This is a genomic window from Streptomyces cacaoi (assembly GCF_006539165.1).
GTDB classification, from domain to species: domain Bacteria; phylum Actinomycetota; class Actinomycetes; order Streptomycetales; family Streptomycetaceae; genus Streptomyces; species Streptomyces cacaoi.
Genome location: NZ_BJMM01000003.1, coordinates 175,747 through 199,028 on the forward strand (window position 1 = coordinate 175,747; position 23,282 = coordinate 199,028).

18 protein-coding genes are annotated in these 23,282 nt (G+C 74.8%); 10 read left to right on the forward strand and 8 right to left on the reverse strand.

The window, feature by feature from the left end; translation table 11 throughout:
• The first annotated feature begins 9 nt into the window (after nucleotides 1-9).
• The 4 genes from SCA03_RS04120 (at nucleotide 10) to SCA03_RS04135 (ending at nucleotide 3,973) form a co-directional block, all read left to right on the forward strand.
• Nucleotides 10-1,236 (forward strand): ROK family protein, encoded by a 1,227-nt coding sequence (locus SCA03_RS04120; RefSeq protein ID WP_030884788.1) that lies wholly within the window; start codon nucleotides 10-12, stop codon nucleotides 1,234-1,236.
• Between the two features lie 100 nt (nucleotides 1,237-1,336).
• The gene (locus SCA03_RS04125; RefSeq protein WP_086815984.1) at nucleotides 1,337-1,939 is read left to right on the forward strand and encodes a GNAT family N-acetyltransferase; all 603 of its coding nucleotides are present in this window, start codon (nucleotides 1,337-1,339) and stop codon (nucleotides 1,937-1,939) included.
• An 85-nt stretch (nucleotides 1,940-2,024) separates the two neighbouring features.
• The gene (locus SCA03_RS04130) at nucleotides 2,025-3,254 is read left to right on the forward strand and encodes a sensor histidine kinase (protein WP_086815986.1); all 1,230 of its coding nucleotides are present in this window, start codon (nucleotides 2,025-2,027) and stop codon (nucleotides 3,252-3,254) included.
• On the forward strand, nucleotides 3,251-3,973 hold the full coding sequence (locus tag SCA03_RS04135; protein ID WP_051845899.1) for a response regulator: 723 nt from the start codon (nucleotides 3,251-3,253) through the stop codon (nucleotides 3,971-3,973). Before SCA03_RS04130 ends, SCA03_RS04135 begins: the two co-directional genes overlap by 4 nt.
• Nucleotides 3,974-4,018: 45 nt before the next feature.
• On the opposite strand, the gene SCA03_RS04140 is transcribed toward SCA03_RS04135, so the two are convergent.
• Together SCA03_RS04140 and SCA03_RS04145 are read right to left on the reverse strand one after the other, a co-directional pair.
• Complete coding sequence (locus SCA03_RS04140) at nucleotides 4,019-4,669, reverse strand: ATP-binding protein (protein ID WP_086815988.1); 651 nt, start codon at nucleotides 4,667-4,669, stop codon at nucleotides 4,019-4,021.
• A 120-nt stretch (nucleotides 4,670-4,789) separates the two neighbouring features.
• Nucleotides 4,790-5,101 (reverse strand): hypothetical protein, encoded by a 312-nt coding sequence (locus SCA03_RS04145; RefSeq protein WP_030884800.1) that lies wholly within the window; start codon nucleotides 5,099-5,101, stop codon nucleotides 4,790-4,792.
• A gap of 121 nt (nucleotides 5,102-5,222) precedes the next feature.
• On the opposite strand from SCA03_RS04145, the gene SCA03_RS04150 reads away from it, so the two are divergent.
• Nucleotides 5,223-6,377 (forward strand): PLP-dependent cysteine synthase family protein, encoded by a 1,155-nt coding sequence (locus SCA03_RS04150; RefSeq protein ID WP_051845900.1) that lies wholly within the window; start codon nucleotides 5,223-5,225, stop codon nucleotides 6,375-6,377.
• A 27-nt stretch (nucleotides 6,378-6,404) separates the two neighbouring features.
• Here the strand turns inward: SCA03_RS04150 and SCA03_RS04155 are convergent, their stop codons facing one another.
• On the reverse strand, nucleotides 6,405-7,298 hold the full coding sequence (locus tag SCA03_RS04155) for a DeoR/GlpR family DNA-binding transcription regulator (RefSeq protein ID WP_051845901.1): 894 nt from the start codon (nucleotides 7,296-7,298) through the stop codon (nucleotides 6,405-6,407).
• A 478-nt stretch (nucleotides 7,299-7,776) separates the two neighbouring features.
• Here SCA03_RS04155 and SCA03_RS04160 point away from each other — a divergent pair, with 478 nt between their 5' ends.
• Nucleotides 7,777-10,203: a hypothetical protein gene (locus tag SCA03_RS04160; RefSeq protein WP_230988476.1), complete on the forward strand. Its 2,427-nt coding sequence runs from the start codon at nucleotides 7,777-7,779 to the stop codon at nucleotides 10,201-10,203.
• Here the strand turns inward: SCA03_RS04160 and SCA03_RS04165 are convergent.
• The 3 genes from SCA03_RS04165 to SCA03_RS04175 all read right to left on the reverse strand — a co-directional run bounded on the left by SCA03_RS04165 (nucleotide 10,163) and on the right by SCA03_RS04175 (nucleotide 16,094).
• Entirely contained in the window at nucleotides 10,163-12,634 is a 2,472-nt protein-coding gene (locus tag SCA03_RS04165) for a right-handed parallel beta-helix repeat-containing protein (protein WP_086815990.1), read from the reverse strand. The two genes, SCA03_RS04160 and SCA03_RS04165, sit on opposite strands and share 41 nt — an antisense overlap.
• Before the next feature lie 204 nt (nucleotides 12,635-12,838).
• Nucleotides 12,839-13,444 (reverse strand): Rv1733c family protein, encoded by a 606-nt coding sequence (locus tag SCA03_RS04170; RefSeq protein ID WP_030884810.1) that lies wholly within the window; start codon nucleotides 13,442-13,444, stop codon nucleotides 12,839-12,841.
• A 250-nt stretch (nucleotides 13,445-13,694) separates the two neighbouring features.
• Nucleotides 13,695-16,094 carry a phosphoketolase family protein gene (locus SCA03_RS04175; RefSeq protein ID WP_086815992.1) on the reverse strand — a complete coding sequence of 800 codons (2,400 nt, stop codon included), beginning with the start codon at nucleotides 16,092-16,094 and terminating at the stop codon, nucleotides 13,695-13,697.
• 117 nt (nucleotides 16,095-16,211) lie between these two features.
• Between SCA03_RS04175 and SCA03_RS04180 the strand changes: the two genes are divergently transcribed.
• The 3 genes from SCA03_RS04180 to SCA03_RS04190 all read left to right on the forward strand — a co-directional run bounded on the left by SCA03_RS04180 (nucleotide 16,212) and on the right by SCA03_RS04190 (nucleotide 19,669).
• Nucleotides 16,212-17,558, forward strand: coding sequence for a helix-turn-helix domain-containing protein (locus SCA03_RS04180; protein ID WP_030890342.1), 1,347 nt, complete (start codon nucleotides 16,212-16,214; stop codon nucleotides 17,556-17,558).
• A 216-nt stretch (nucleotides 17,559-17,774) separates the two neighbouring features.
• Nucleotides 17,775-19,298 (forward strand): acetaldehyde dehydrogenase ExaC, encoded by a 1,524-nt coding sequence (gene exaC / locus SCA03_RS04185; protein WP_086815994.1) that lies wholly within the window; start codon nucleotides 17,775-17,777, stop codon nucleotides 19,296-19,298.
• Entirely contained in the window at nucleotides 19,298-19,669 is a 372-nt protein-coding gene (locus SCA03_RS04190; RefSeq protein ID WP_030890336.1) for a DUF779 domain-containing protein, read from the forward strand. The genes exaC and SCA03_RS04190 overlap by 1 nt, the downstream gene beginning before the upstream one ends.
• A 51-nt stretch (nucleotides 19,670-19,720) precedes the next feature.
• Here SCA03_RS04190 and SCA03_RS04195 read toward each other — a convergent pair whose 3' ends face one another.
• Together SCA03_RS04195 and SCA03_RS04200 are read right to left on the reverse strand one after the other, a co-directional pair.
• Nucleotides 19,721-20,557, reverse strand: a complete 837-nt coding sequence (locus SCA03_RS04195) for an MOSC domain-containing protein (protein ID WP_086815996.1) — start codon at nucleotides 20,555-20,557, stop codon at nucleotides 19,721-19,723.
• A 163-nt stretch (nucleotides 20,558-20,720) separates the two neighbouring features.
• On the reverse strand, nucleotides 20,721-21,353 hold the full coding sequence (locus SCA03_RS04200; RefSeq protein ID WP_030884827.1) for a DUF6643 family protein: 633 nt from the start codon (nucleotides 21,351-21,353) through the stop codon (nucleotides 20,721-20,723).
• Between the two features lie 474 nt (nucleotides 21,354-21,827).
• Between SCA03_RS04200 and SCA03_RS04205 the strand changes: the two genes are divergently transcribed.
• A complete protein-coding gene (locus SCA03_RS04205; protein WP_030884829.1) occupies nucleotides 21,828-23,258 on the forward strand; it encodes a TerD family protein in 1,431 nt (476 codons plus the stop codon).
• Nucleotides 23,259-23,282 lie beyond the last annotated feature (24 nt).

Sequence of the window (23,282 nt, forward strand, 5' to 3'; positions counted from 1 at the left end):
AATAGAGGCGTGACCCAGACGCGTACAACAAGGCTGGAGCGAGGGCGCTCGGCACTCGGACCCGCACTGGAACTCGTCCACACCGGGCAGGCGCCCACCCGCGCCGTGCTCACCGCCGAACTGGGGGTGACCCGTGCGACGGCCGGAGCGGTCGCCGCCGAACTGGAGGCGCTCGGGCTCATCACCGTCGACGCCCATCCCACGGCGCCGGTCGGCAGCCAGGGCCGCCCCTCCCACCGGCTGGACGTGAACCCCTCCGGGCCCGTCGTCCTGGCGGCCCAGGTGCACTCCGACGGGTACCGCGCCGCACTCGTCGGACTCGGCGGCCGCATCGTCGCCACCGCACCCGGCTGCGGCACCGTGGACGCCGACCCCGCCCAGGTCCTCAGCGAAGTCGTCGCCGCCGGCGCCGAGTTGCTGCGCACCACCGGGCGGCGCTGTGTCGGTGCCGGACTCGCCGTGCCCTCAGCCGTCGCCGAACCCGAGGGCACCGCGCTCAATCCGCTGCACCTCGCCTGGCAGGCCGGGGCGCCGGTGCGCGACACCTTCCGCGCCTGCCTCGCCGACGCCCGGATCCTCTCCGCCGACGGACCCGCCGGCGGTTTCGCCGCCAACGACATCAACGTGGCCGCGCTCGCCGAACACCGGCACGGCGCCGGCCGGGGCGCGCGCCACCTCCTCGTCGTCGGCACCGGACACCACGGCGTGGGCGGCGCCCTCGTCCTCGACGGCCGCCTGCACACCGGGAGTTCGGGGCTCGCGCTGGAGGTCGGCCATCTGACCGTCCACCCCGGCGGGCGCCTCTGCCACTGCGGCAGCCGCGGCTGCCTCGACGTCGAGACCGACCCCGCCGCCCTCTTCGCAGCGGCCGGCCGCAGCCCCGCCCCGGACGCCTCGGCGCTCACCCAGGCCGGCGACCTCGTCCGCGACGAGTACACCACCGACCCCGCCGTACGGGAGGCCGCGGCCCTGCTCATCGACCGTCTCGGCCTCGGCCTCGCCGGGCTCGTCAACATCCTCAACCCGGACCGCATCGTGCTCACCGGGCTGCACCGGGCCCTCGTCGAGGCGGACGGCGAACGGCTGCGCGGTGTCGTCGCCGACGAGAGCCTGTGGGGCCGCAGCGGCAGCGTCCCGGTCGTCCCGAGCGCCCTGGACCACAACGCCCTCGTCGGCGCCGCCGAACTGGCCTGGCAGCCGGTGCTGGACGACCCGCTCTCGGCGCTCGCCGCCTGAACCCGCGGGCCGCAGCCGGCGATTCCCGTCGGGTGCCACCGGGCCGGGCCGCGGGCGAAAAGCCTTCCCGGCCCGGCCCCGGTGGCCGGAGAATGGTCCCATGAAGATCAGAGCCGGACAGGACGGCGAGTTCGCCGCCTTGCAGGAGATCGAGCGGGCGGCCGGACAGTGCTTCCGGGATGTCGGGATGGCCGCGATCGCGGACGACGAGCCGCCGGGCGACCGGATGCTGCGCGGATACGCGCGGGCCGGCGGACTGTGGGTCGTGGACGACGAGGAGGACACCGGGGACCGGACGGGCCCGGTCGCCTACGCGCTGACCGAACCCGTCGACGGCTGTCTGCACATCGAGCAGATCTCCGTGCACCCCTCCCGGTCGCGGCGCGGCATCGGCCGGCGGCTGCTGGACCATCTCGACCGGCGGGCCGCCGCCGACGGGCTGCCGGCCCTGACGCTGACCACGTTCGCCGACGTCCCCTGGAACGGGCCGTACTACCGGCGGCTCGGCTTCCGCGAACTGCCCGAGGAGACGCTCCCGCCGGGGCTGCGGCGCATCCGCCGGTCGGAACAGGAGCACGGCCTCGACCGCTGGCCCCGGGTGTGCATGCGCCGGGAGACCGGCGGACGCGCTCCGTCCCGGCAGCGGGGAGAGCGCGAGGGAGGGGCAGGCCAGGAGAGGGCGCGGCTGCTCCCCGCCGAGTGAGGGTGCGGCTACTCCCCGCGGAGTAGCGGCGATCTCCTTCTCCGACCCCACGCCGCGGGCCCGCTGCGCCCGCTACCGTGCCGCCATGGGCGGGCGACGGGTGTGGCGGGAGTGCGGGCGGGCCGGTGCGCCGGCGGTGGGCATCACCGTGCTGCAACTCGGTGCCGCGCTCACCGACGGCTCCGGGGCGCCGCTGGGCGCGGCCGGCGCGGCGCTCATCGTGGGCTCCGGCCTGGCCCTGTGCCTGGCGCGGCGGCTGCCCGCCACCGTGCTGCTGCTGGTCAGCGCCTGCATGGCCGGCTACGAGCTGCTGGCCGAGCCCGGTGACGTGCTCGCGTTCCCCGTGATGGCCGCCGTCTACTCCGCGGTGCGGCGCGGACGCAGGGCCGCACTCTGCGCGCCCGTCCTGGCGCTGGCGGCGGCCGTCGCCTCCGACGTGGCGGGCGGCTCGGGCGTGCACGCGGCGCTGGAGGCCCGCTTCCTGCTGGCGGGCTGGCTGGTGGCGGCGGCGACGGTGGGCCAGGCCGCCAGCAACTGGGAGGCGTACCTGGAGCAGGTCGAGCAGCGGGCCGCCGAGGCCGAACGCGGCCGCGAGGAGGCCGCGTTGCGCCGCGCCGGTGAGGAACGCCTGCGTATCGCACGGGAGTTGCACGACTCCCTCACCCACAGCATCTCCGTCATCAAGGTGCAGGCGGGCGTCGCCGTCCACCTGGCGCGCAAACGCGGCGAGGAGGTGCCGGCGGCGCTGCTCGCCATCCAGGAGGCCGGAACGGACGCCTCACGCGAACTGCGGTCCACGCTGGGGGTGTTGCGCTCCGACGACCCGGCGGGCGGCGGCGGCCCGGTGGTCAGCGGCCTCGACCGGCTGGACGTGCTCGTCGAGCGGGCCCGCTCCGCCGGGCTGCGGGTGTTCCTGACCGTCGAGGGCGGAGCGGGCCCGCTGCCGGAGGAGACGGACCGGGCCGCCTACCGCATCGTCCAGGAGGCCCTCACCAACGCCGCACGCCACGCGGGCCCTTCGGCGACCGCGCGGGTGCTCGTGCGGCACGGCCCGGAACGGCTCACCCTGCGGATCGAGGACGACGGGCGGGCCGCGCCCGGCTCCCCGCACGTGCCCGGCACCGGCCTGATCGGCATGCGGGAGCGCGTCACCGCACTCGCCGGACAGCTCTCGGCGGGCGCCCGACCGGACGGCGGCTTCGCCGTCGAGGCCGTCCTGCCGCTGCCGATGCCGCTGCCGATGCCGCCCGGGCGCCCGGCGGACCGGCCGGCCGCGCCCGTGTCCGCACCGCTGCCACAGGAGGCCGGACCGTGATCCGCGCACTGCTCGTCGACGACCAGGCCCTCATCCGGGGCGGCTTCCGCGCCCTGCTGGAGGCGGAGGACGACATCGAGGTGACCGGCGAGGCGGCCGACGGGCGCGAAGGGGTGCGGCTCGCCGCCGCGACCCGGCCGGACGTCGCCCTCGTCGACATCCAGATGCCCGTCATGGACGGCATCGAGACCACCCGGCGGATCGCCGCCGAACCCGGACTGTCCGGCACCCACGTCGTCATCCTCACCAACTACGGCCTGGACGCCTATGTGTTCAACGCCCTGCGGGCCGGCGCGTGCGGCTTCCTCGTCAAGGACATCGAACCCGCCGACCTGCTGCACGCGGTACGCACGGCGGCCCGCGGCGACGCCCTGCTCTCCCCGGCGATCACCCGCAAACTCGTCGCCGAGTACGTCTCCCGGCCGCTGGACGCCACCACCGGGGGCGGCGAGGCGCTCCGGGCGCTCACCAACCGGGAGCGGGAGGTCGTGGCCCTCGTCGCGCGCGGTCTGTCCAACGACGAGATCGCCGCACGCATGGTCATCAGCCCGACCACGGCGAAGACCCACGTCAGCCGCGCGATGACCAAGCTGCACGCCCGCGACCGGGCCCAACTCGTCGTCATCGCCTACGAGTCGGGGCTGGTCCTGCCGCGCGCCCGGGAGACCGCCGGACGCCGTGCCGACGACGGCTCGCCCCCGCACGGGCCCGGGAGCTGACCCGGCACGGCACGCCCGCGCGGCACCGGGCCCGCCGTCGGAGGCTCAGCCGGCCGCCGTGGACGCGGGAGAGGCGGGCACCCGCTCCCCGGGGCCCTCCGGGACGCTCGGCCCCGGGACGGCCTGCGCCCGCCCGGGCGCGGCGGGGGCCGCCTCCGGCTGCGGCGCCGGAGTCACGGGCAGCGAGAACCACACCGTCTTGCCCGAGCCGTCCTCCCGGGCACGCACGCCCCAGCTCTCGCTCACCGAGGCCACCAGCGCCAGCCCCCGCCCGTGCGTGGCCGTCCGGCCCCTCGGCGCCGGGCGTGCGGACGGCAGCCGCGGATCGTGGTCGTGCACGGCGACCGTCAGCCGGTGCTCATCCAGGGAGAGCTCCACCGTGCAGTGCTTGTCGGGGTGCTCGTCGGGGCGCTCGTCGGGGTGACCGCCGGGGCCCGTGCGGTGCCTGCCGCCCCCGGCGCCGTGCCGGTCGGCGCAGTGGGCCGGCCCGGGCCGCGCATGCTGATGGACGTTGGCCAGCAGCTCGCCCGCGCCGAGCGTCGCCGCGTCGATGAGCGGATCCAGCCGCCAGTACCGCAGTTGTGCCGTCAGGATTCTGCGGACGACTCCGATGCGGGAGGCCAGCGCCTGGAACTCCACGGTGCAGTGGCGTGCGGGGAGGGGACGGGTGCTCGTGCTGCTCGGTGGACTGATCACGACTGCGACTCCCTGACGAGGTGCTGCCCGAAGGGCGGGGGAGCGGTTCACGTGTGACGGAACGCCAGGTCCAGGATGAGAGCGGTCGAGCGCGTCCGCAAACCGGGTGCGACCGGCTGGTCACCCACCGAGTACGCCGCGTTCGGCGGCGGCCTTCGCCCGTGCCGTCTGGAGCGCGTTCAGCAGCGCCTCCCGGTGCTCCAGCGCGAACTGGAGCAGATACCGCGTACCGCCCAGCGTCGCCACGGCCTGGCCCCAGGGCCCGTAGCGGCTGACCCGCGCCTGCTCCACCGGTGCGCTGTCGATCTCACTGCCGTAGCTGGTCATCAGCACCAGCCGGCCATCCCGCACCAGCACGTGACCGGCCCGGGTGAGGGAGCGCAGCATCCGGCGTATCCCCACCCCGCCCGCATCGAACTCCGGCTCCGTCACAACAAACCGCCTCCCACCGGATCGTCCCAGCAGGGGTACCCTCGCGCGGTTTCCACACACCCCGGCCACCCCTCCTGCGGGGAGCATGCCCATGTCGGGGCCCCTCTACCTTCGCCGCCCTATGATCGGCCCTGTGAGCACCACCGAACCAACCCCGCACGTCACAGCGGTCCCGACCGTCGACGTCGACCGCAGCGACGACGCCTACCGCGCCTGGCTCAAGGAAGCCGTCCGCAAGGTCAGAGCCGAGAGCGGGCGCAGCGCCGACACCCATCTGCTGGCCTTCCCGCTGCCCGAGGAGTGGGGCATCGACCTCTACCTCAAGGACGAGTCGACCCACCCCACCGGCAGCCTCAAACACCGCCTGGCCAGGTCCCTCTTCCTGCACGCCCTGTGCAACGGCTGGATCAGGCCGGGCCGGCCCGTCATCGAGGCGTCCAGCGGCTCGACAGCCGTGAGCGAGGCGTACTTCGCCAAGCTGATCGGGCTGCCCTTCATCGCGGTGATGCCGCGCACGACGAGCAGCGAGAAGACCCGGCTCATCGAGTTCCACGGCGGCCGGTGCCACCTCGTGGACGACCCGCGCAGCGTGTACGAGGTCTCCGCCGCCCTCGCCGCCGAGAGCGGGGGCCACTTCATGGACCAGTTCACCTACGCCGAACGCGCCACCGACTGGCGCGGCAACAACAACATCGCCGAATCCGTCTACGCGCAGCTCAGCAGGGAGCGCTACCCGGAGCCCGCCTGGATCGTCGCCACCGCCGGCACCGGCGGCACCTCGGCGACGTTCGCGCGCTACATCCGCTACCAGCAGTACGACACCCGGGTGTGCGTCCCCGACCCGGAGAACTCCTGCTTCTTCGACGGCTGGCGGTACGCCGACCCCGACGCGCACAGCGACGCCGCCTCCCGCATCGAGGGCATCGGCCGGCCCCGGATGGAACCCAGCTTCATGGCCGGGGCCGTCGACCGCATGATGAAGGTCCCCGACGCGGCCAGCGTCGCCGCCGTGCGCCTGCTGGAGCGGGTGCTCGGCCGCAAGGCCGGCGGCTCCACCGGCACGGGGCTGTGGGCGGCGCTGCGCATCGTCGCCGGAATGCGGGAGCGGGGCGAGCACGGCAGCGTCGTCACCCTGCTGTGCGACCCCGGCGACCGGTACCTCGACAAGTACTACTCCGACGCCTGGCTCGCCGAACAGGGCCTGAGCATCGCACCGTGCACCCGGACCCTGGAACGCTTCCTCGAAACGGGGGAGTGGACCGAGACCGCCGCCTGACCCGCCCGCCACCGCGCCCGGCGGCCCTCAGCCCTCGCCGCCGGCTCCCGTACCCGGATCGCCCGCCGGTCCCTCCCGGCCGTCCGCCTCGTCCCCCGCGGGCTCACCCGCGACCACCAGCCGCGGCAGATGCTCCTCGATCTCCGCACGCGCCCCCGCGGTCAGCGCCCCGTCCGTGACCAGGGTGTCCACCTGGTCCAGCGAGGCGAACGAACTCAGGCCCACCGTGCCCCACTTGGTGTGGTCCGCGACGACGACCACCCGCCGGGCCGACTCCACGAACCGCCGGTTCGTCTCGGCCTCCGCGAGGTTCGGCGTCGACAGGCCCGCCTCGACGGATATCCCGTGCACGCCCAGGAACAGCACATCGAAGTGCAGCGAACGGATCGCCGCGTCCGCCACCGAACCCACCAGGGAATCCGAGGGCGTGCGCACCCCGCCCGTCAGCACCACCGTCGCCGCACCCGGCCGGCCCGGCGGAAGGCCGCCCGCCGAACGCTGCGCGGCATGGAAGACATCCGCGACCCGCACCGAGTTGGTCACCACCGTCAGATTCGGCACGTCCAGCAGCTGCTGCGCCAGCGCGAACGTCGTCGTCCCGCCGGACAGGGCGATGGCGCTGCCCGGCTGCGCCATCCGCGCCGCCGTCCGCGCGATGTCCTCCTTCGCGCTCAGCTCCAGCGACGACTTCGCCTCGAACCCCGGCTCGTGCGTACTGGCCTCCGCCACCGGCACGGCACCGCCGTGCACCTTCTCCAGCGCGCCCTGCCGGGCCAGCGCGTCCAGGTCCCGGCGCACCGTCATGTCCGAGACGTTGAGCTTCCGGGTCAGCTCGTTCACCCGCGCGCCCCCGCGCCGCCGCACCTCCTCCAGGATCAGCGCGCGCCGCTGCTCGGCGAGAAGGTTCTGGTTGTCGCTCACTGATGCATCTCTCCGCTCGCTTCTCCGCCCCCGCGGCATTCCGCGCGTTGCGTTATGTCTGCGGCCCGGCAGCCGCAGGTGCGTCGCTCGCAGATCTCTCCGCTCGCTTCTCCGCCCCGTCAGCACACCCGCGCCGCCCTGCCTCCCACGCGCGTGTGTACCGGCCCGGGCAATCCTCCCATGCGCCCCGTGGGGTACGCCGGGGTCACGATTCGGCCCCGTGCACACCACGTTCACCCGGCGGGGGCTGCACAGCGGCGGTTTCTGCGGGAATCCTGGGGGGAGCACGCAACGACAGTTCGGGGGAATCTCGGGGGGAAGCACCGTGCCGTCAGATCATGCGGGCACCGCTGCGCCGCAGCGCGCCGCCGCACCGTCAGCCGCACCACCGACGGCGCCGGGAGCGCCGTCGTCGTCCGAGGCCGGGCCGTCCGCGGCGTCGGCGGGCCCGGCCCGTGGCCCGGGTGCCGGTCTGTCGATGGAACTGCTCGTCCACGGGGTCGGGGGGACGACCCCGGAGAAGATGCTCGGGGATCCGCGCACCTGCCGGGTCACCGGCGACAGCACAGCCGCCGTCTACCGCAGGACCGACGACGAGAAGGCCGAGGAACACCCGGAGCGGTACCGGGACGAGCCCGTCGTCGAGGCGTACTGCTGGTCGAACCTGACGTCCGGCAACGGGTCGCGTGCCCTGTGGCTGATCCTGCTGCCGTTCATGGTCGTCAACCTCGCCCACTGGATGCGCGCGGCAGGACCGCACCGGGGCAGGGCCGTCCGGCTGCACGGCCTGCTGGTGCGGCTGCTCGCGCTGTCGCTGACGGTCCTGCTGATCGCGGCCGTCTGCGAGGTGGCGCTCGACCTCATCGCCTGGCAGTGCGCCGGCACGTCGGGCTGTACCGCCGAGCACACCTGGCTCGCGTTCATGGGAGGGCAGGACGGCTGGTGGAGCCTGCCGGGCCGCCGCCTGGCGCTGGCCGCGGTGCTGCCCGTCGCCGGGACGCTGCTGCTGTGGTGGCTCTCGCACCGCACCTGGAACGCGTACGAGTCGCAGCCGCCGCTCCAGCGCGGCATCGCCGAGGAGGATCCGGCAGCCGACGGCCGGCCTCCGCTCTCGCTGCCCGGCTTCTGGTACGGCAAGCGGCTGGTCGCGCGGCTGCGGGCCGCGCACACGGCGGCCGGTTTCCTGACGGTCGCCGCCGCGCTGACCGCCGCCACCACCCGCTACGACCGCAGGCCCGGCGGCAGCGCCCTGCTCGACGTGCTCGGCTGGGCGCTGCTCGTCGCGATCGTCGCCGCCGCCGTGTGCGTCGTGTACGTCGTCTGCCGCAGGGGCCGCAAGGAGAGCACACCGGACGACCGGCTGGACCGGCTGGCCGTGCGGCTGCTGCCCGGCACGGCGCTGGCGCTGACGGTGCTCGCCGCGGTCCACAGCGCCTGGAGCCGGCCGGGCTGGCGGGCCGTCGGCTCGCTGCCGGGCGACGAGACCTTCGGGGTGCTCGCGGTGCTCCAGGGCGCCCTCGTGGTGGCGCTCGCCCTGGTCGGGCTGCGGCTGCACCGGGTGCGGGAGCTGCCGCGCACCGCGCTCGCCGGTACCGCGCCCGCCGCCGTCGCGATGCTCGGCTGCGCGCTGGGCGCCGTGCTGTCCGGGGGAGTGGCCCAGCGCGTCGGGGACTGGCTGAACGGCTCCGGGCCCGACAGCCGGCTGCCCGGCCCGCCCACGATCCTCACCTGGCAGTCCTCGATCATTCCGGTGCTGCTGGTCCTGGTGCTCGCGCTGGTGAGCTGGTTCGCCTTCCGGGTGTGGCGCACCGCCCGCGGTCTGACCGACGACGTGGCCGCCGGCTATCCGGGCACCGTGCCGGACGCCTCCCGCTCGCGGCGGATCGCCGGGGCGGTCGCCCGCGCCGGGATCACCGACGAGGCGCCCTGGCTGGTGGCCACGATCGCGGTCGCCACCCTCGTCCTCGGCGGGGTCGCCGTCGTCGGCACCCTGCTCACGCACCGGGCGCCGGGTGCCGCGGCGGACGGCGCGCCCGCGTTCGTCGACGGCTTCGCCGACACCGTGCAGGCCATGGGCTCCTGGCTGATCGGCCTCGGGTTCCTGCTGTTCCTCACCTGGGGACGCCGGGCCTACCGGGACCAGTCGGCCCGCCGCACCGTCGGCATCCTGTGGGACGTCGGCACCTTCTGGCCGCGCGCCGCGCACCCCTTCGCGCCGCCCTGCTACGCGGAGCGGGCCGTGCCCGATCTGGCCTGGCGGATGGCCACCTGGACGGACGAGCAGCCCGACCGCAGGCTGGTGATCTCCGGGCACTCGCAGGGCAGCGTGCTGGCCGCCGCCGCCGTCTGGCAGCTGGACCGCGACACCCGCCGCCAGGTCGCGCTGCTCACCTACGGCTCACCGCTGGAGCGGCTCTACGGGCGCTGGTTCCCCGCCTACTTCGGGCCGCGGCAGCTGTCCGCGCTCGACGGCGACCTGGAGGGCTGGCGCAACCTGTGGCGGCTCACCGACCCGATCGGCGGCCCGGTTCACCCGGGCGCCGCCGACCGGCGGGGCACCGGCCGCGACGGCGTCGACCGCGGCCCGCTGCTGGACCCGCTCGCCTACGGCCGCACCCTCGAACTGCCGCTGCCCGAGCCGATCCTGGCGCACAGCGACTACCAGGCCGACCCGGCCTTCGACGAGGAGCGCGACGGTCTGCTCGACCGGCTGGGCGCCGCCCGCTCGGGGCCGGGCACCCGCTCCCTGCCCCGCAGCAGACACCCGGCGCGGGACACGCCGGAGCGGCCGGTGCCGGACGGAGCGGACCGCCCGCACCCGGCCGAGGCGCCGTCCGACGGCGCGGGCCCGGCACGGCGGCCCGTCAGGCGAGGCCGGGCAGGTCCTCCGGGTAGAGCAGGGTGAGGTCGTCGGTGCTCGGGTCGGGAAGCTGGGCGACCCGGCCCGCGTGCCGCTCGACCATCGCCTCGAAGGTCTGCCGCGCGGTACGGCCGTTGCCGAACGAGGGGCCCTTCGGGAGCTGCGCGAAGTACGCCAGCAGCGCCTGCCGGGTGCCCTCGCCCAGGTGGTACTCCTGGTCGTCGGCCTGCTGCTGGACGATGTGCAGCAGCTGCTCGGGCGCGTAGTCGCCGAAGGTGATGGTGCGCGAGAACCGGGAGGCCACACCGGGGTTGACGGCCAGGAAGCGCTCCATCTCGGCCGTGTACCCGGCGACGATGACGACGACCTCGTCGCGCTGGTCCTCCATCAGCTTCACCAGCGTGTCGATGGCCTCCCGGCCGAAGTCCCGGCCGGAGGAGTCCTGCGGGGAGAGCGCGTACGCCTCGTCGATGAACAGCACGCCCCCGCGGGCCCGTTCGAACGCCTCCTGGGTGCGGATCGCCGTCGAACCGATGTGCTCGCCCACCAGATCGACGCGGGAGACCTCCACCAGATGGCCCCGCTCCAGCACCCCGAGCGAGCGCAGGATCTCCCCGTACAGCCGGGCCACCGTCGTCTTGCCGGTGCCGGGGGAGCCGGTGAAGACCAGATGCCGGCGCACGGAGGCCGCCTTGAGCCCGGCCTCCTGCCGGCGGCGGCCCACCTCCAGCATGTCCGTGAGCGCCCGCACCTCCCGCTTGACGCTCTCCAGCCCGACGAGCGCGTCGAGTTCGCCCAGCACGTCCTTCGCGTCGCGCGGGCCGTCCTGCCCGGGCTGCTGCTCGGCCGGTGCCGAGGCGGAGGGCGCGGGCGCCTGCTCGGCGGCCGGCTCGGCGCTGCGCTGGGCGGGAACGGCGGCCGTCAGCAGCCCCGCGCGGCCCTGCGCGGGCGCCGGCGCCGCGGCCGGCGGGACGGCCTGGTCGGGCGCTGAGCCCGCCGGGCCCACGGGGCCGCTCTCGTCCGAGGAGCAGTCCTCGACGACCGGGCCGTCCTCGGCGAACTCGTAACCCCCGCGCGAGCAGCGCTCGGTACGGCAGCGGCGCAGCGTCGTCCGGCAGCCGTCGATGATGTGGAAGCCGAAGCCGCGCGAGCCGGTCACCCGGCAGTTGTGGAAGGTGCCGCGGCCCTCGGCGGAGACGTAGAAGCCCGCCTCGGCCGGGCCGGTCACCGTGCAGCGCTCGACCGTGGGATCCGCGCCCTTGGTGACGATGACGCCGGTGGCCGCGCCGTCGACCGTGCACTCGTTGAGCACACCGCCGCTGCCGTGGTCGCGGAACCAGGCGCCGGTGGCCGCCTTGGCGATCCGGCAGTCGTCCAGCTGCACGGTGGCGCCGTCGCTGACCGAGACCGCGGTGCCGCGCACCTGGGTCAGATCCGTGTCGAGCACATCGGCGCGCGAGCCGCGGTCCAGGACGAACAGCGCGTCGGGCACGGTGTGGACACGGCAGCTGTCGAGGACGACGGTCGCCCCGTCGCTGATCCACACCGCCGGGTAGTCGCCCGTACTGTCGTGGATCTCGCAGCCGTTGGCGTCGGCACGGGTGCCCGGATCCCACACCGACAGGCCGTTGCGCCCGAAGCGGCGCACCTTCGCGCGGGTCAGCGTCAGCACCGAACGCGACCGCAGATCGATGGCGTTCTCCGGGATGTCGTGGATGTCGCAGTCGGCCAGGGTGAGCACCGCGTCCGACTCCAGAGTGACGCCGTCGGCCGTGGTGCGGTGCACCCGGCAGTCCGTGAAGTGCCCGCCGGCCCGGGCCGCCACCCGCAGCCCGCTGCCCTTGATCTCGTACACCTCGCAGCCGAGCGCCTCGGCCGTCGTGCCCTCGCCCTGGAGCGAGATGCCCGCACCGGAGGCGTGGTGCACCCGGCAGTTGGCCAGCCGGGCCGTACCGCCGTCCCGCACCGCGACACCGGCCTGCCCGGCGGCGACCACTTCGCACTCCTCGTAGATGCCGCCGCCCCCGGCCACGCTGATGCCGACCCCCGCCGGGTTGTCGACGGTGCAGCGCCGCACGGTCGGCCGTGCCGCGCCGCGCACCTCTATGCCCGCCGCCGAGCGCGTCATCACCCGCAGCCCGACCAGCTCCGGCGCCGTGTCCTCCACCAGCACGGCGGGCACCGCCGAGTCCTGGCCCTCCACCTGGATGTCCTGCACCAGCGCGGCGGCGCGCAGGGTGAGCCCGACGCCGTCGGCGGGCGCGATCCGCACCGAGCCGCTGCCCGAGCGCTCGGGGCCGCGCAGCGTCACCGGACGGTCGACGACGAGGTTCTCCCGATAGGTTCCGGGCGCGACGGTGACCACGTCGCCCTCGCCCGCCGCTTCCAACGCGGCGGCCAGCGAGGCGTATTCGCCGGTGCGCCGTCGCCAGCGCGACGAGCCGCTGTGTGTCACCTGGACCGAGCCCTGTGCCATGGAGTGCTGTGCCCCAACCTCGTGCGTGCGCGGATGTGTTGTGCCTGCGCTGCTGCTCCGCGCCACGGCGCGGACCTGCCGGCCGCACCACCGTAGCGTGCGCCGCCGACCCCGGTTGACGGGTCCTTCGAGGTGGGCGGCGCCGGCCCCGCACCGCCGGGCCTCCGCGCGCCGGACAGGACCCGGACAGGACACGGCCCGGGCTCAGGGGCCGGTGCCCGCGCGTCCCCAGTCCGGCCCGATACGGGCCCACTCCTCGTCCCAGCGTGCGTAGCGCCGGCGCAGCAGCAGCCGCACCCCCAGCCGGCGCGCCACCTCCAGGCCGCCGCCCGCGCAGGCGCCCACCGCGGCCCCGGCCAGCAGGGCGTGCGAGGAGGCGCCGCGGGTGCTCATCGGCCGGGACGTCAGCCGGCCCGCCCGGTCGATCCACACCGGGATCCGGCCGCCCTGCCGTACGTGGTGCCGCACGGTGAACGTAGCGCTGTGCTGCCGGCCGTCCGGGGCCGTCCAACGGGCCGTCACCCGGGCCCTGGTGGGCCGCCGGGACACCGACTCCGGGTCGGAGTTGTCGAACGAGGGCCGTACGGCGACCCGTTCGGCCGTGGCCCAGACCCGCTGCCGCTCCCGCTGCTGCTCCTGGGCCGAGCGCAGCAGCGTCTCGTGCGTCGCCTGGGCGGTCAGCAGACCCGCCAGCGGCGCCCCGACGACGATGAGCACCGTGGCCCACAGCGTCAGCCACGCCTCGCCGCGGTCGGTGCGGCGGCACAGCGGATTGCCGCGCCAGCGCCACAGGCCGACGATCGTACGCACCGCCGCTCACCCCCTTCTCCCCGTGCACGTGCCCGCGGGGGCGGTGTTCCACGAGGCGGCGCCGAGCACTCCGGCGCATGCCGGAGCGGTGGGCCCTGGTCCGGGGCCGCACGGGGTTCCGGACAGCGTCGTGCCTGGTGCCGGGCCCGGTTGCGCTCCCTCGCGATGGCCCGAGTTTACTGGCGGCCCCGGCCGGTGCGCTGCCGGGTCCGCCCGCCGCCGTCCACCCGGCAGGACGTGCCGCGTCCGATCACCGGCCGGGCCAGCGCCAGTTGACGACCTCCGGCATGTCGACGCCGTGTTCCCTGATGTACCAGTGGTGCCGCTCCCGCAGGTCCGCGGCGGCCTGCCGCACCCGCGCGGCACGCGTCGCCAGGCCCGGAACCCGGTCGATGACGTCCATGACGAGGCTGTAGCGGTCCATGCCGTTGCGCACCACCATGTCGAACGGCGTCGTCGTCGACCCGGCCTCGCGGTACCCGCGCACCGACATCAGCTCGTGGACCGCGCGCCGGTAGGCCAGCCGGTGCACCAGCCACGGGTAGCCGTGGTAGGCGAAGACCACCGGACGGTCCCGGGTGAACACCGCGTCGAAGTCGGGGTCCGGCAGCCCGTGCGGATGCTGCGAGGGCTGTGTCAGCCGCGCGATGTCCACCACGTTCACCACCCGCACCGCCAGCCGCGGCAGCCACGACCGCAGCAGGGAGGCCGCCGCGAGCACCTCCTGGGTGGGCACGTCGCCCGCGCACGCCAGCACCACGTCCGGCTCCTCGCTGGCGCGTTCGGTCCCCGCCCACTCCCACACGCCCAGGCCCCGGGCGCAGTGTGCGCGGGCCTGCTCCAGGTCCAGCCAGTCGAAGCAGCCGTGCTTGGCCGCCACGATCAGGTTCACCGTGTCCTTGGTGCGCAGCGCGTGGTCGGTGACGCACAGCAGGGTGTTGGTGTCCGGCGGCAGATAGACCCGGACGACGTCGGGGCTCTTGTTCAGCACATGGTCGATGAAGCCCGGGTCCTGGTGCGAGAAGCCGTTGTGGTCCTGGCGCCAGGCGTGCGACGTCAGCAGATAGTTGAGGGAGGCCACCGGGCGGCGCCAGGTCACCTCGCGGGCGCTGTGCACCCACTTCACGTGCTGCGCCACCATGCTCGCCACCAGATTGGCGAACGCCTCGTAGGAGGCGAACAGCCCGTGCCGGCCGGTCAGCACATACCCCTCCAGCCAGCCCTGGCACATGTGCTCCGAGAGGACCTCCAGCACCCGGCCGTGCCGGCCCAGGTGTTCGTCCGTCGGCTTGTATCCGGCCTGCCAGCCGCGCGGCGAGCCCTCGTAGACGCCGTCCAGATGGTTGGAGTCCGTCTCGTCCGGCCCGAACAGCCGGAAGTCGCGGCGCTCCCGGGTGGCCTCCATCAGCTCGGCGAGCATTCCGCCCAGCACCCGGGTCGGCTCGTGCGCGTCCCCGCCCGGGCGCTCCACCGGGACGGCGTGCGGCTCCAGCGCGGGCAGCGGCAGCCTCCGCAGCAGCCGGCCGCCGTTCGCCTCCGGCACCGAGCCGAGCCGCAGCGAACCCTCGGGGACCCACTCCAGCACCTGCCCGCGCGGCCTGCCGTCCTCGTCGAACAGATCGTCGGGCCGGTAGGAGCGCAGCCACCGCTCCAGCGCGCGCAGCTGCTCGGCGTCCTCGCGCACCGCGGGCAGCGGCACCTGGTGCGCGCGCCAGGTGCCCTCCACCGGCAGCCCGTCCAGCTCCCGCGGCCCCGACCAGCCCTTCGGGGTACGCAGCACGATCATCGGCCAGTGCGGGCGGTCCTCCGCCTGCCCGGCGGGCGGGCCGTCGGCGGAGCGCGCCGCCTGCTGGAGCGCGTCGATCCGCTCCACCGCGCCGTCGAGCGCGGCGGCCAGCTCGCGGTGCGCCTGCGCGGGCGGTGTGCCGGTGTCGGCGGTGACGAACACCGGCTCGTAGCCGTAGCCGCGCAGCAGCAACTCCAGCTCCTCGCGCGGCAGCCGGGAGAGCACCGTCGGGTTGGCGATCTTGTAGCCGTTCAGATGCAGCACCGGCAGCACGGCACCGTCGTGCACCGGGTCGAGGAACGTGTTCGAGTGCCAGGAGGCCGCCAGCGGACCGGTCTCCGCCTCGCCGTCCCCGATGACGGCGCACACCAGCAGATCCGGGTGGTCGAAGGCGGCGCCGTAGGCGTGCGCGAGGGAGTAGCCCAGCTCGCCTCCCTCCTGGATGGAGCCGGGCACGTCCGGCGCGGTGTGGCTGGGGACGCCGCCCGGCTGGGAGAAGTCCCGGAACAGCCGCAGCATGCCCGCCCGGTCCCGGGACGCGTCCGGATCCAGCTCCCCGTAGGTGCCCTCCAGCCACGCGCCCGCCAGTACGGCCGCCGCGCCGTGCCCCGGCCCCCACACCGCCATGGTGCGCCGCCCGGTGCGCCGGATCATCCGGTTGAGGTGGGTGTACATCAGCCCGAGGCCCGGGCAGGTGCCCCAGTGCCCCAGCAGCCGCGGCTTGATGTGCTCGGGCCGCAGCGGTTCGTCGAGCAGCGGGTTGGCCCGCAGATACAGCTGTGCGGCCGAGAGGTAGTTGAGGGCGCGCCAGTGCGCGTCGAGCTGGTCCGCCTCGTGGTCGGTGAGGTGATCGTGTTCCGGCATGCCGGATGGGTACCAGGCAGCCCCGCGGCCGACACCCGGCGTCCCGGCGGTCTTTCCGCGCCGGTACGGCGTGCGCACGGCGTTGTCCCGGCACGCGAACGGCGGCACGATGACGGGGTGCGCAATCCATGGCTGGCGCTCGAAGCAGGAGCGGACCCGGCCGCCCGGGCCGGGCAGATGCGCCGCGCCCACGAGCGGTTCCTCACCGGCGGGACGCTCGGCGGCCCCGTCCGGGACGTGGTGGCCGACTCCTGGCGCCGGTGCGCCGGGGCCCGGCTCGGCCCCGAGAGCCTCGCCCGGGTCGACCTGGACGACGAGCGGCTCACCGCGCGCCGCGCCTGCCATCCGCTGGCCCGGGTGATGCCGCTGTTCCGGGAACTGCTCGGCAGCATCGCGGACGACGGCGCCCATCTGCTGTCCGTCTGCGACGAGCGCGGCACCATGCTCTGGGTCGAGGGCCACTCCCAGGTACGGCGCAGGGCCGAGGCGATGAACTTCGTCCCCGGCGCCCACTGGTCCGAGCGGGACAGCGGCACCAACGCGCCCGGCACCGCGCTCGCCGTCGGACACGCCGTGCAGATCTTCGCCGCGGAGCACTACTGCCGGCCCGTCCAGTCGTGGACCTGCGCCGCAGCGCCCGTCCACGACCCGCACACCGGCCGTATCGTCGGCGCCGTCGACCTCACCGGCGGCGACCATCTCGCCTCCCCGCACAGCCTCGCCCTCGTCCAGGCCACGGCCCGCGCCGCCGAGGCCCGGCTCGCCGCTGCCCCGCCCGGGCCCGGCGGCCCCGCCACCGGCGACGGGCTGGCCGTGCTCGGCCGCGACGAGGCGCTGCTGCACACCCCGGGGACGCGGGCGGCCGGCGGCCCGCTGCGCCTCGGCCGCCGGCACAGCGAGATCGTGCTGCTGCTGGCCGCGCACCCCGACGGGCTCGGCGGTGAGGCGCTCGCCCGCGAGCTGTACGGGGAGCGGGAGGTCACGCCCGTCACGCTGCGCGCCGAACTCTCCCGGCTGCGGCAGCTGTTGGGGCCGCTGCTGGCCTCCCGGCCGTACCGACTGGTGCGCCGCCCGGTCACCGACTACGACACCGTCACCGACGCGCTCGCCGCCTCGGACACCGCCTCGGCGCTCGCCGCCTACGCCGGGCCGCTGCTGCCGTCGTCCGAGGCGCCCGGCGTCGTCCGGCTGCGCCGTGTGCTGGAGAACCGGCTGCGCCGCCGGCTGCTCCAGGAGGCGGACCCGGGTCTGCTGGAGACGTGGCTGGGCACCGGCGCCGGGGAGGACGACCTGGAGGCGTGGGAGGCCCTGCACGCCGTGCGGCCCGGGCCGCACACCGCCGGGCGGGTGGCCGCGCTGCGCTCCGCCTACGGGCTGCCGCCGGCGGACGGCGGCAGGAGCGCGCACAGCGGCAGGCGCACGGGCGGCCGGCACGCAACGTCCGCGCAACGTTCCGCGCGCTAGCTTCCCCGGACCGGACCGGACCGGACCGAACTGGACCGGACCGAACGAGACGGGACCTGACGGGCCCCGACCCGGAGCGCACCGGATCAGGAAGGGCCCCGGATCAGGAAAGGCCCCCGATCAGGAAGGGCCCCGGACCGGGACCGGCCCGGAACAGGACCGCACCGCGCCCCGCCGCCCCCGCGGCGGGGAACCTCGGCACAGGGGAGGCACAGCATGAGCCGCTACGCCGCACCGGGCAGCGAGGGCGCCGTGATGGCGTACCAGGCCCGCTACGACCACTGGATCGGCGGCGCCTACGTGGCACCCGAGAAGGGCGGCTACTTCGAGAACCCGACGCCCGTCAACGGGGCGCCGTTCACCGAGATCGCCCGCGGCACCGCCGCCGACGTCGAGCGCGCCATCGACGCCGCGCACGCGGCCGCGGGCCCGTGGGGCCGCACGGCGCCCGCCGAACGCGCCCAGGTGCTCAACCGGATCGCGGACCGGATGGAGGAGCACCTGGAGGCGCTCGCGGTCGCCGAGAGCTGGGAGAACGGCAAGCCCGTCCGCGAGACGCTGGCCGCCGACATCCCGCTCGCCGTCGACCACTTCCGGTACTTCGCCGGCGCGCTGCGCGCCCAGGAGGGCTCCCTCTCGCAGCTCGACGAGGACACCGTCGCCTACCACTTCCACGAGCCGCTCGGTGTCGTCGCCCAGATCATCCCGTGGAACTTCCCGATCCTGATGGCCGCCTGGAAGCTGGCCCCCGCGCTCGCCGCGGGCAACGCCGTCGTCCTCAAACCGGCCGAGCAGACGCCCGCTTCGATCCACTACTGGATGAGCCTGGTGTCCGATCTGCTGCCGCCCGGCGTCGTGAACATCGTCAACGGCTTCGGCGCCGAGGCGGGCAAGCCGCTCGCGGCCAGCCCGCGCGTCGCCAAGATCGCCTTCACCGGTGAGACCACCACGGGCCGGCTGATCATGCAGTACGCCTCGGAGAACCTCAAGCCGGTCACCCTGGAGCTGGGCGGCAAGAGCCCCAACATCTTCTTCGAGGACGTCTCCGACGACGGGGACGACTTCTACGACAAGGCGCTGGAGGGCTTCACCCTCTTCGCGCTCAACCAGGGCGAGGTGTGCACCTGCCCCTCCCGCGCCCTCATCCAGCGCAGCCACTACCGCAGCTTCCTCGACGCGTGCGTCGCCCGCACCGAGACCATCGTCCAGGGCCATCCGCTGGACACCGCCACGATGGTCGGGGCCCAGGCGTCCAACGACCAGCTGGAGAAGATCCTCTCCTACCTCGACATCGGCCGGCAGGAGGGCGCCCGCGTCCTGACCGGAGGTGAACGCGCCGACCTCGGCGGGGAGTTGGCGGGCGGCTACTATGTGCGGCCGACCATCCTGGAGGGCGGCAACCGGATGCGCGTCTTCCAGGAGGAGATCTTCGGCCCGGTCGTCGCCGTCACCGGCTTCACCGACTTCGACGACGCGATGGAGCTGGCCAACGACACCCTCTACGGCCTCGGCGCCGGCGTGTGGACCCGCAACGGCACCCTCGCCTACCGCGCGGGCCGCGCCATCCAGGCCGGACGGGTGTGGACGAACTGCTATCACGCCTACCCCGCACACGCCGCGTTCGGCGGCTACAAGCAGTCCGGCATCGGCCGCGAGAACCACCGCATGATGCTGGAGCACTACCAGCAGACGAAGAACCTGCTGGTCAGCTATGCGCCGAAGAAGGTCGGGCTGTTCTGATGGACGCACCCGAGAGCGCCCCCGGCGCCCGCGTGGACGTCACCCCCGAAGCCGCAGTGCTGCTGCGCCGGCTGACCGGCACACACGGCCCGCTGATGTTCCACCAGTCCGGCGGCTGCTGCGACGGCAGCAGCCCCATGTGCTACGAGCGCGGCGAGTTCCGCACCGGCGACTCCGATGTCCTGCTGGGCGAGCTGGAGATCGAGGGCGTGCCCGACCCGGTGCCGTTCTGGATCTCCGCGAGCCAGTACGCCTACTGGAGCCACACCCATCTGACGGTCGATGTCGTCCCGGGGCGCGGCAGCGGGTTCTCCGTCGAGGCACCCGAGGGCGTGCGCTTCCTCATCCGCTCCCGACTGCTGGAGACCTGACGGCCCGCCGGCCCCGCGGCACCGGTCCCGCACCCGCCGCGGGGCCCGGCCTCAGTCCGCCCGCTCCAGCACCTCGACGGTGTCGCCGATACGCAGCGTGCCCCGCTGTTCGGGCACCAACAGCTGCCCGAACAGCAGCTTGTTGCCGTCCCGCCGGTGCCGGCCCAGCGTGCGCAGCGGCTCCCTGCCGCGGACGGCCGTCTGCTGGTCCGTCGTCGTGATCACACACCGCGCGCAGGGCTTGGCGACCCGGAAGGAGACCGCGCCGACCCGCACCCTGCGCCACCCGTCCTCCTCCCAGGGGCGGGTGCCGTCGACGACGAGGCCGGGCCGGAACCGGTTCATCGGCAGCGGCCCCTCCGCGGCCCGATCGCCCTCCGCGATGAGGGAGTTGAGGCCCTCCAGCGACGCCGAGGTGGTGAGCAGGAAGGGAAGGCTGTCCGCGAACGAGACCGTCTCGCCCTCCCGTCCGTGCGAGGACGTGATCGGCCGGGCGTGCTCGGGTGCGTCCATGTGCACCAGCCGCACCTCGCATCCCAGGTACGCCGAGAACCATGCGTCCGCCTGCGGACCGGCGGGGACGGCCTCCGGCTTGCTGCGGAAGATCCGCACGGTGAGGTGCCCGGCGGCCGGGTCCGGCACCGCGACCTCCAGCGGTTCCGTTCCCGCGGCCTCCAGCCGCAGCCCGCCGCCCGGCAGTTGCCGCGCGGAGACCAGCGCGAGGCGTGGATGCTCGCGCTGGGTCAGCGCGCCGTGATCAGCGCCGACCAGCAGCCAGCGGCGGTCACCGACGGCACCCCAGGGCTCCACCGTCATCTCCCGCAGTGCGGTTCCCGCGAGGGACTTCACCGGATAGACATGCAGGGAACCGAGCACAGGTGTCGACATGTGGACATCCTGTCATCCTCGGGGCACACACCCGTACATGCCCCTTCGCCCGGCCCCGCGGCCGATCCCACGCTCCGTCCCCCACGGCTGCGCGACCCGGTCGCTCCCCGACTCCCCGGCCCGCCCCGGCGGTTGGGCGCCGGCGCCCCGGCTCAGTACCGGCTCAGTACCCCCGGCCCGGGTACGGGTGCTGGCCGTACTGCTCCTCGTACGGCGTGGGCATCTGACGGGGCGCGGCCGGGCGCGGGGCGACCGGGCGCATGTGCTGGGTGGGCTGCTGGTGCGCGGGCGGCGCGTACTGCTGCTGCGGCTGGGGCTGTTGCGGGTACTGGCCCTGCATGCCCTGGCCGGGGTAGCCGCGCGCCGGGGCCTGCTGCGGAATGTGCGGCGCGGGCGTCGGCTGGAGCGGCCCTGAGCCCTGCGGCAGCGCGGCGGGACCGGGCGGCAGCGCGGCGGGCGCCTGCTGCTGCATCGGCGCGGGGGCCGGCTGCGGCGGCGCGGGCTGCGGCGCGTGCGGCTGCGGAACCGGCGCCTGGTAGCCGTAGGAAGGGGCCTGCGCGGGGGTGCTGTGCAGCGGCGCGGGCTGCGGCGCCTGCCGGGGGTCGGGCCCGGCCGGCAGCGCGGCGGGCAGTGCCGGCAGCGCGCTGCCGCCCCCCGTGTCGTACGCGGACGGCACCCGGATGGGAGCGATCTGCGGAGTACCCCGCTCGGCGACGAGCATGTCGTAGATCGGCGTCTCGGGATAGGACGGAGCAGCGTAGTAGCCGCCGCCGTAGGAACTGCGGGGGGAGGTCATGCTCATAAGGTAAGCCCACAATCGGCATCGAGACCAGAGAGGTACTGGGGAACGCCCGTCCCACCCGCGTCCCTGCAGACGGGAGCCGGTTTTCCCCGGTTGTGCAGCACGTGCCGGGAGGTGCACGCCGGGGAGTGCGAACCGGACGAACACCCCCGTGTCGACCGGAGCCGTCCCCCGACCGGGCACGCGAGCGTGGCTGGTTCCCGCCTGTCCCGGTTGCGGGCGCGCGAGAGGGAAGCTGACAGAAGCATAAGCCCACAGATGGGGCAGGAGAACGCCCCTGCTGCGTCCAGGTGTTCGGGACATGTGACGGAGCGTCCGCGACCGTTCGCTCCGGTCCGTCCGGCCCCCGCAACCGCCCGTTCCGCGGCACCGTCCCCGGACGGCGTGGGAGTGCGCGCCCCCGTGCAATAGGTTGGAGACGGCTGTTTGCTTGCCCGCAGTACGGAACCGAGCCCGAGGGGGAGAGGCATGACGATGCGCAAGGGGGCCAACGTCCCGGTGGCTGCGGCGAACGTCCGCATCGAGATCGGATGGCGCACGGGCGCCGGCGTACCCGACGTCGACGCCTCGGCCCTGCTGCTCACCGAGCGCGGAAGAGTGCGCTCGGACGCCGACTTCGTCTTCTACAACCAGCCCCGGCACCCGTCGCAGACCGTGCGGCACGAGGGCCACCGGCAGGGCGGACCGGCCGGCGGCGCCCACGTCGACGCGCTCACCGTCGAACTGACCGGCGTCGAGCCGGAGATCGACCGCATCGTCGTCGCGGCCTCCGCCGACGGCGGCACCTTCGGCCAGGTGCCCGGCCTCTACATCAGCGTCACCGACGCGGGCCCCGGCGGCGGTCAGGGCACCGCCGGCACCGAGATCGCCCGCTTCGAACCGGCCGACGCCGGGCCGGAGACCGCTTTCCTGCTCGGCGAGCTGTACCGGCGCCAGGGCGCCTGGAAGTTCCGCGCCGTCGGCCAGGGCTACGACACCGGACTGGCCGGACTGGCCACCGACTTCGGCATCAGCGTCGACGAACCCGCAGCCGACGCCGGCCCCTCGGCGGCCGCCGCGCCACCCGCACCCGGCGGCCCCGCCGGCCCCGGCGCACCGCCCCCGCCCGACATGCCGGCCGCGCCCACGCTCCCCGACGCGCCCACCCTGCCGGGCCCGCCCACCCTTCCGGGACCGCCCGGCACCGACCCGGCACCGCCGCCGGGACCCACCCCGCCGCCCACCCCGTCCCCGGCGGCGCCGCAGTCGTCCGGGCCCGTACGGCTCAGCAAGGTGACGCTCACCAAGGAGTCGCCGTCCGTCTCCCTGACCAAGCAGGGCGGCACCTCCGGCGCCATGCGCGTCAACCTCAACTGGACGACGCAGATCGACCAGCCCAAGGGCCTGCTCGGCAAGTTCAGCCGCGCCATGGGCGCACTGACCGGCCCCGACCTCGACCTGTGCGCGCTCTACGAACTCTCCGACGGACGCAAGGGCGTCGTGCAGGCACTCGGCAACTCCTTCGGCTCGCTGCACCAGCCGCCCTGGATCCACCTCGACGGCGACGACCGCACCGGCGCCGTCGAGACCGGCGAGAACCTCACCATCAACCTGGACCACACGGCACAGCTGCGGCGCATCCTCATCTTCGTCACCATCTACGAGGGCGCCCGCAGCTTCGCCGGGCTGCACGCCACCGTCACGCTGCGCCCCCAGCACGGCGCCCCCGTCGACTTCTCCCTCGACGAGTGCACGGTGCCCTCGACGGTCTGCGCCCTCGCGCTCATCACCAACGACAACGGCGAACTGATGGTCCGCCGCGAGGCCCGTTACCTCGTGCCGAAGCAGGGCGTCAGCCCCCAGCGCACCGTCGACCAGGAGTACGGCTGGGGCATGCAGTGGACGCCCGGCCGCAAGTGACCGCCGGGCCGGGGCGGGCCGCGG

Excerpts from the sequence above, each read along its gene's own strand:
- SCA03_RS04160 (WP_230988476.1), top strand. The coding sequence starts at position 7,777 with ATGGAACTGCTCGTCCACGGGGTCGGGGGGACGACCCCGGAGAAGATG.
- SCA03_RS04130 (WP_086815986.1), top strand. The coding sequence starts at position 2,025 with ATGGGCGGGCGACGGGTGTGGCGGGAGTGCGGGCGGGCCGGTGCGCCG.
- SCA03_RS04195 (WP_086815996.1), bottom strand. The coding sequence starts at position 20,557 with ATGTCGACACCTGTGCTCGGTTCCCTGCATGTCTATCCGGTGAAGTCC.
- exaC (WP_086815994.1), top strand. The coding sequence starts at position 17,775 with ATGAGCCGCTACGCCGCACCGGGCAGCGAGGGCGCCGTGATGGCGTAC.
- SCA03_RS04125 (WP_086815984.1), top strand. The coding sequence starts at position 1,337 with ATGAAGATCAGAGCCGGACAGGACGGCGAGTTCGCCGCCTTGCAGGAG.
- SCA03_RS04165 (WP_086815990.1), bottom strand. The coding sequence starts at position 12,634 with ATGGCACAGGGCTCGGTCCAGGTGACACACAGCGGCTCGTCGCGCTGG.
- SCA03_RS04200 (WP_030884827.1), bottom strand. The coding sequence starts at position 21,353 with ATGACCTCCCCCCGCAGTTCCTACGGCGGCGGCTACTACGCTGCTCCG.
- SCA03_RS04150 (WP_051845900.1), top strand. The coding sequence starts at position 5,223 with ATGATCGGCCCTGTGAGCACCACCGAACCAACCCCGCACGTCACAGCG.
- SCA03_RS04190 (WP_030890336.1), top strand. The coding sequence starts at position 19,298 with ATGGACGCACCCGAGAGCGCCCCCGGCGCCCGCGTGGACGTCACCCCC.
- SCA03_RS04175 (WP_086815992.1), bottom strand. The coding sequence starts at position 16,094 with ATGCCGGAACACGATCACCTCACCGACCACGAGGCGGACCAGCTCGAC.
- SCA03_RS04205 (WP_030884829.1), top strand. The coding sequence starts at position 21,828 with ATGACGATGCGCAAGGGGGCCAACGTCCCGGTGGCTGCGGCGAACGTC.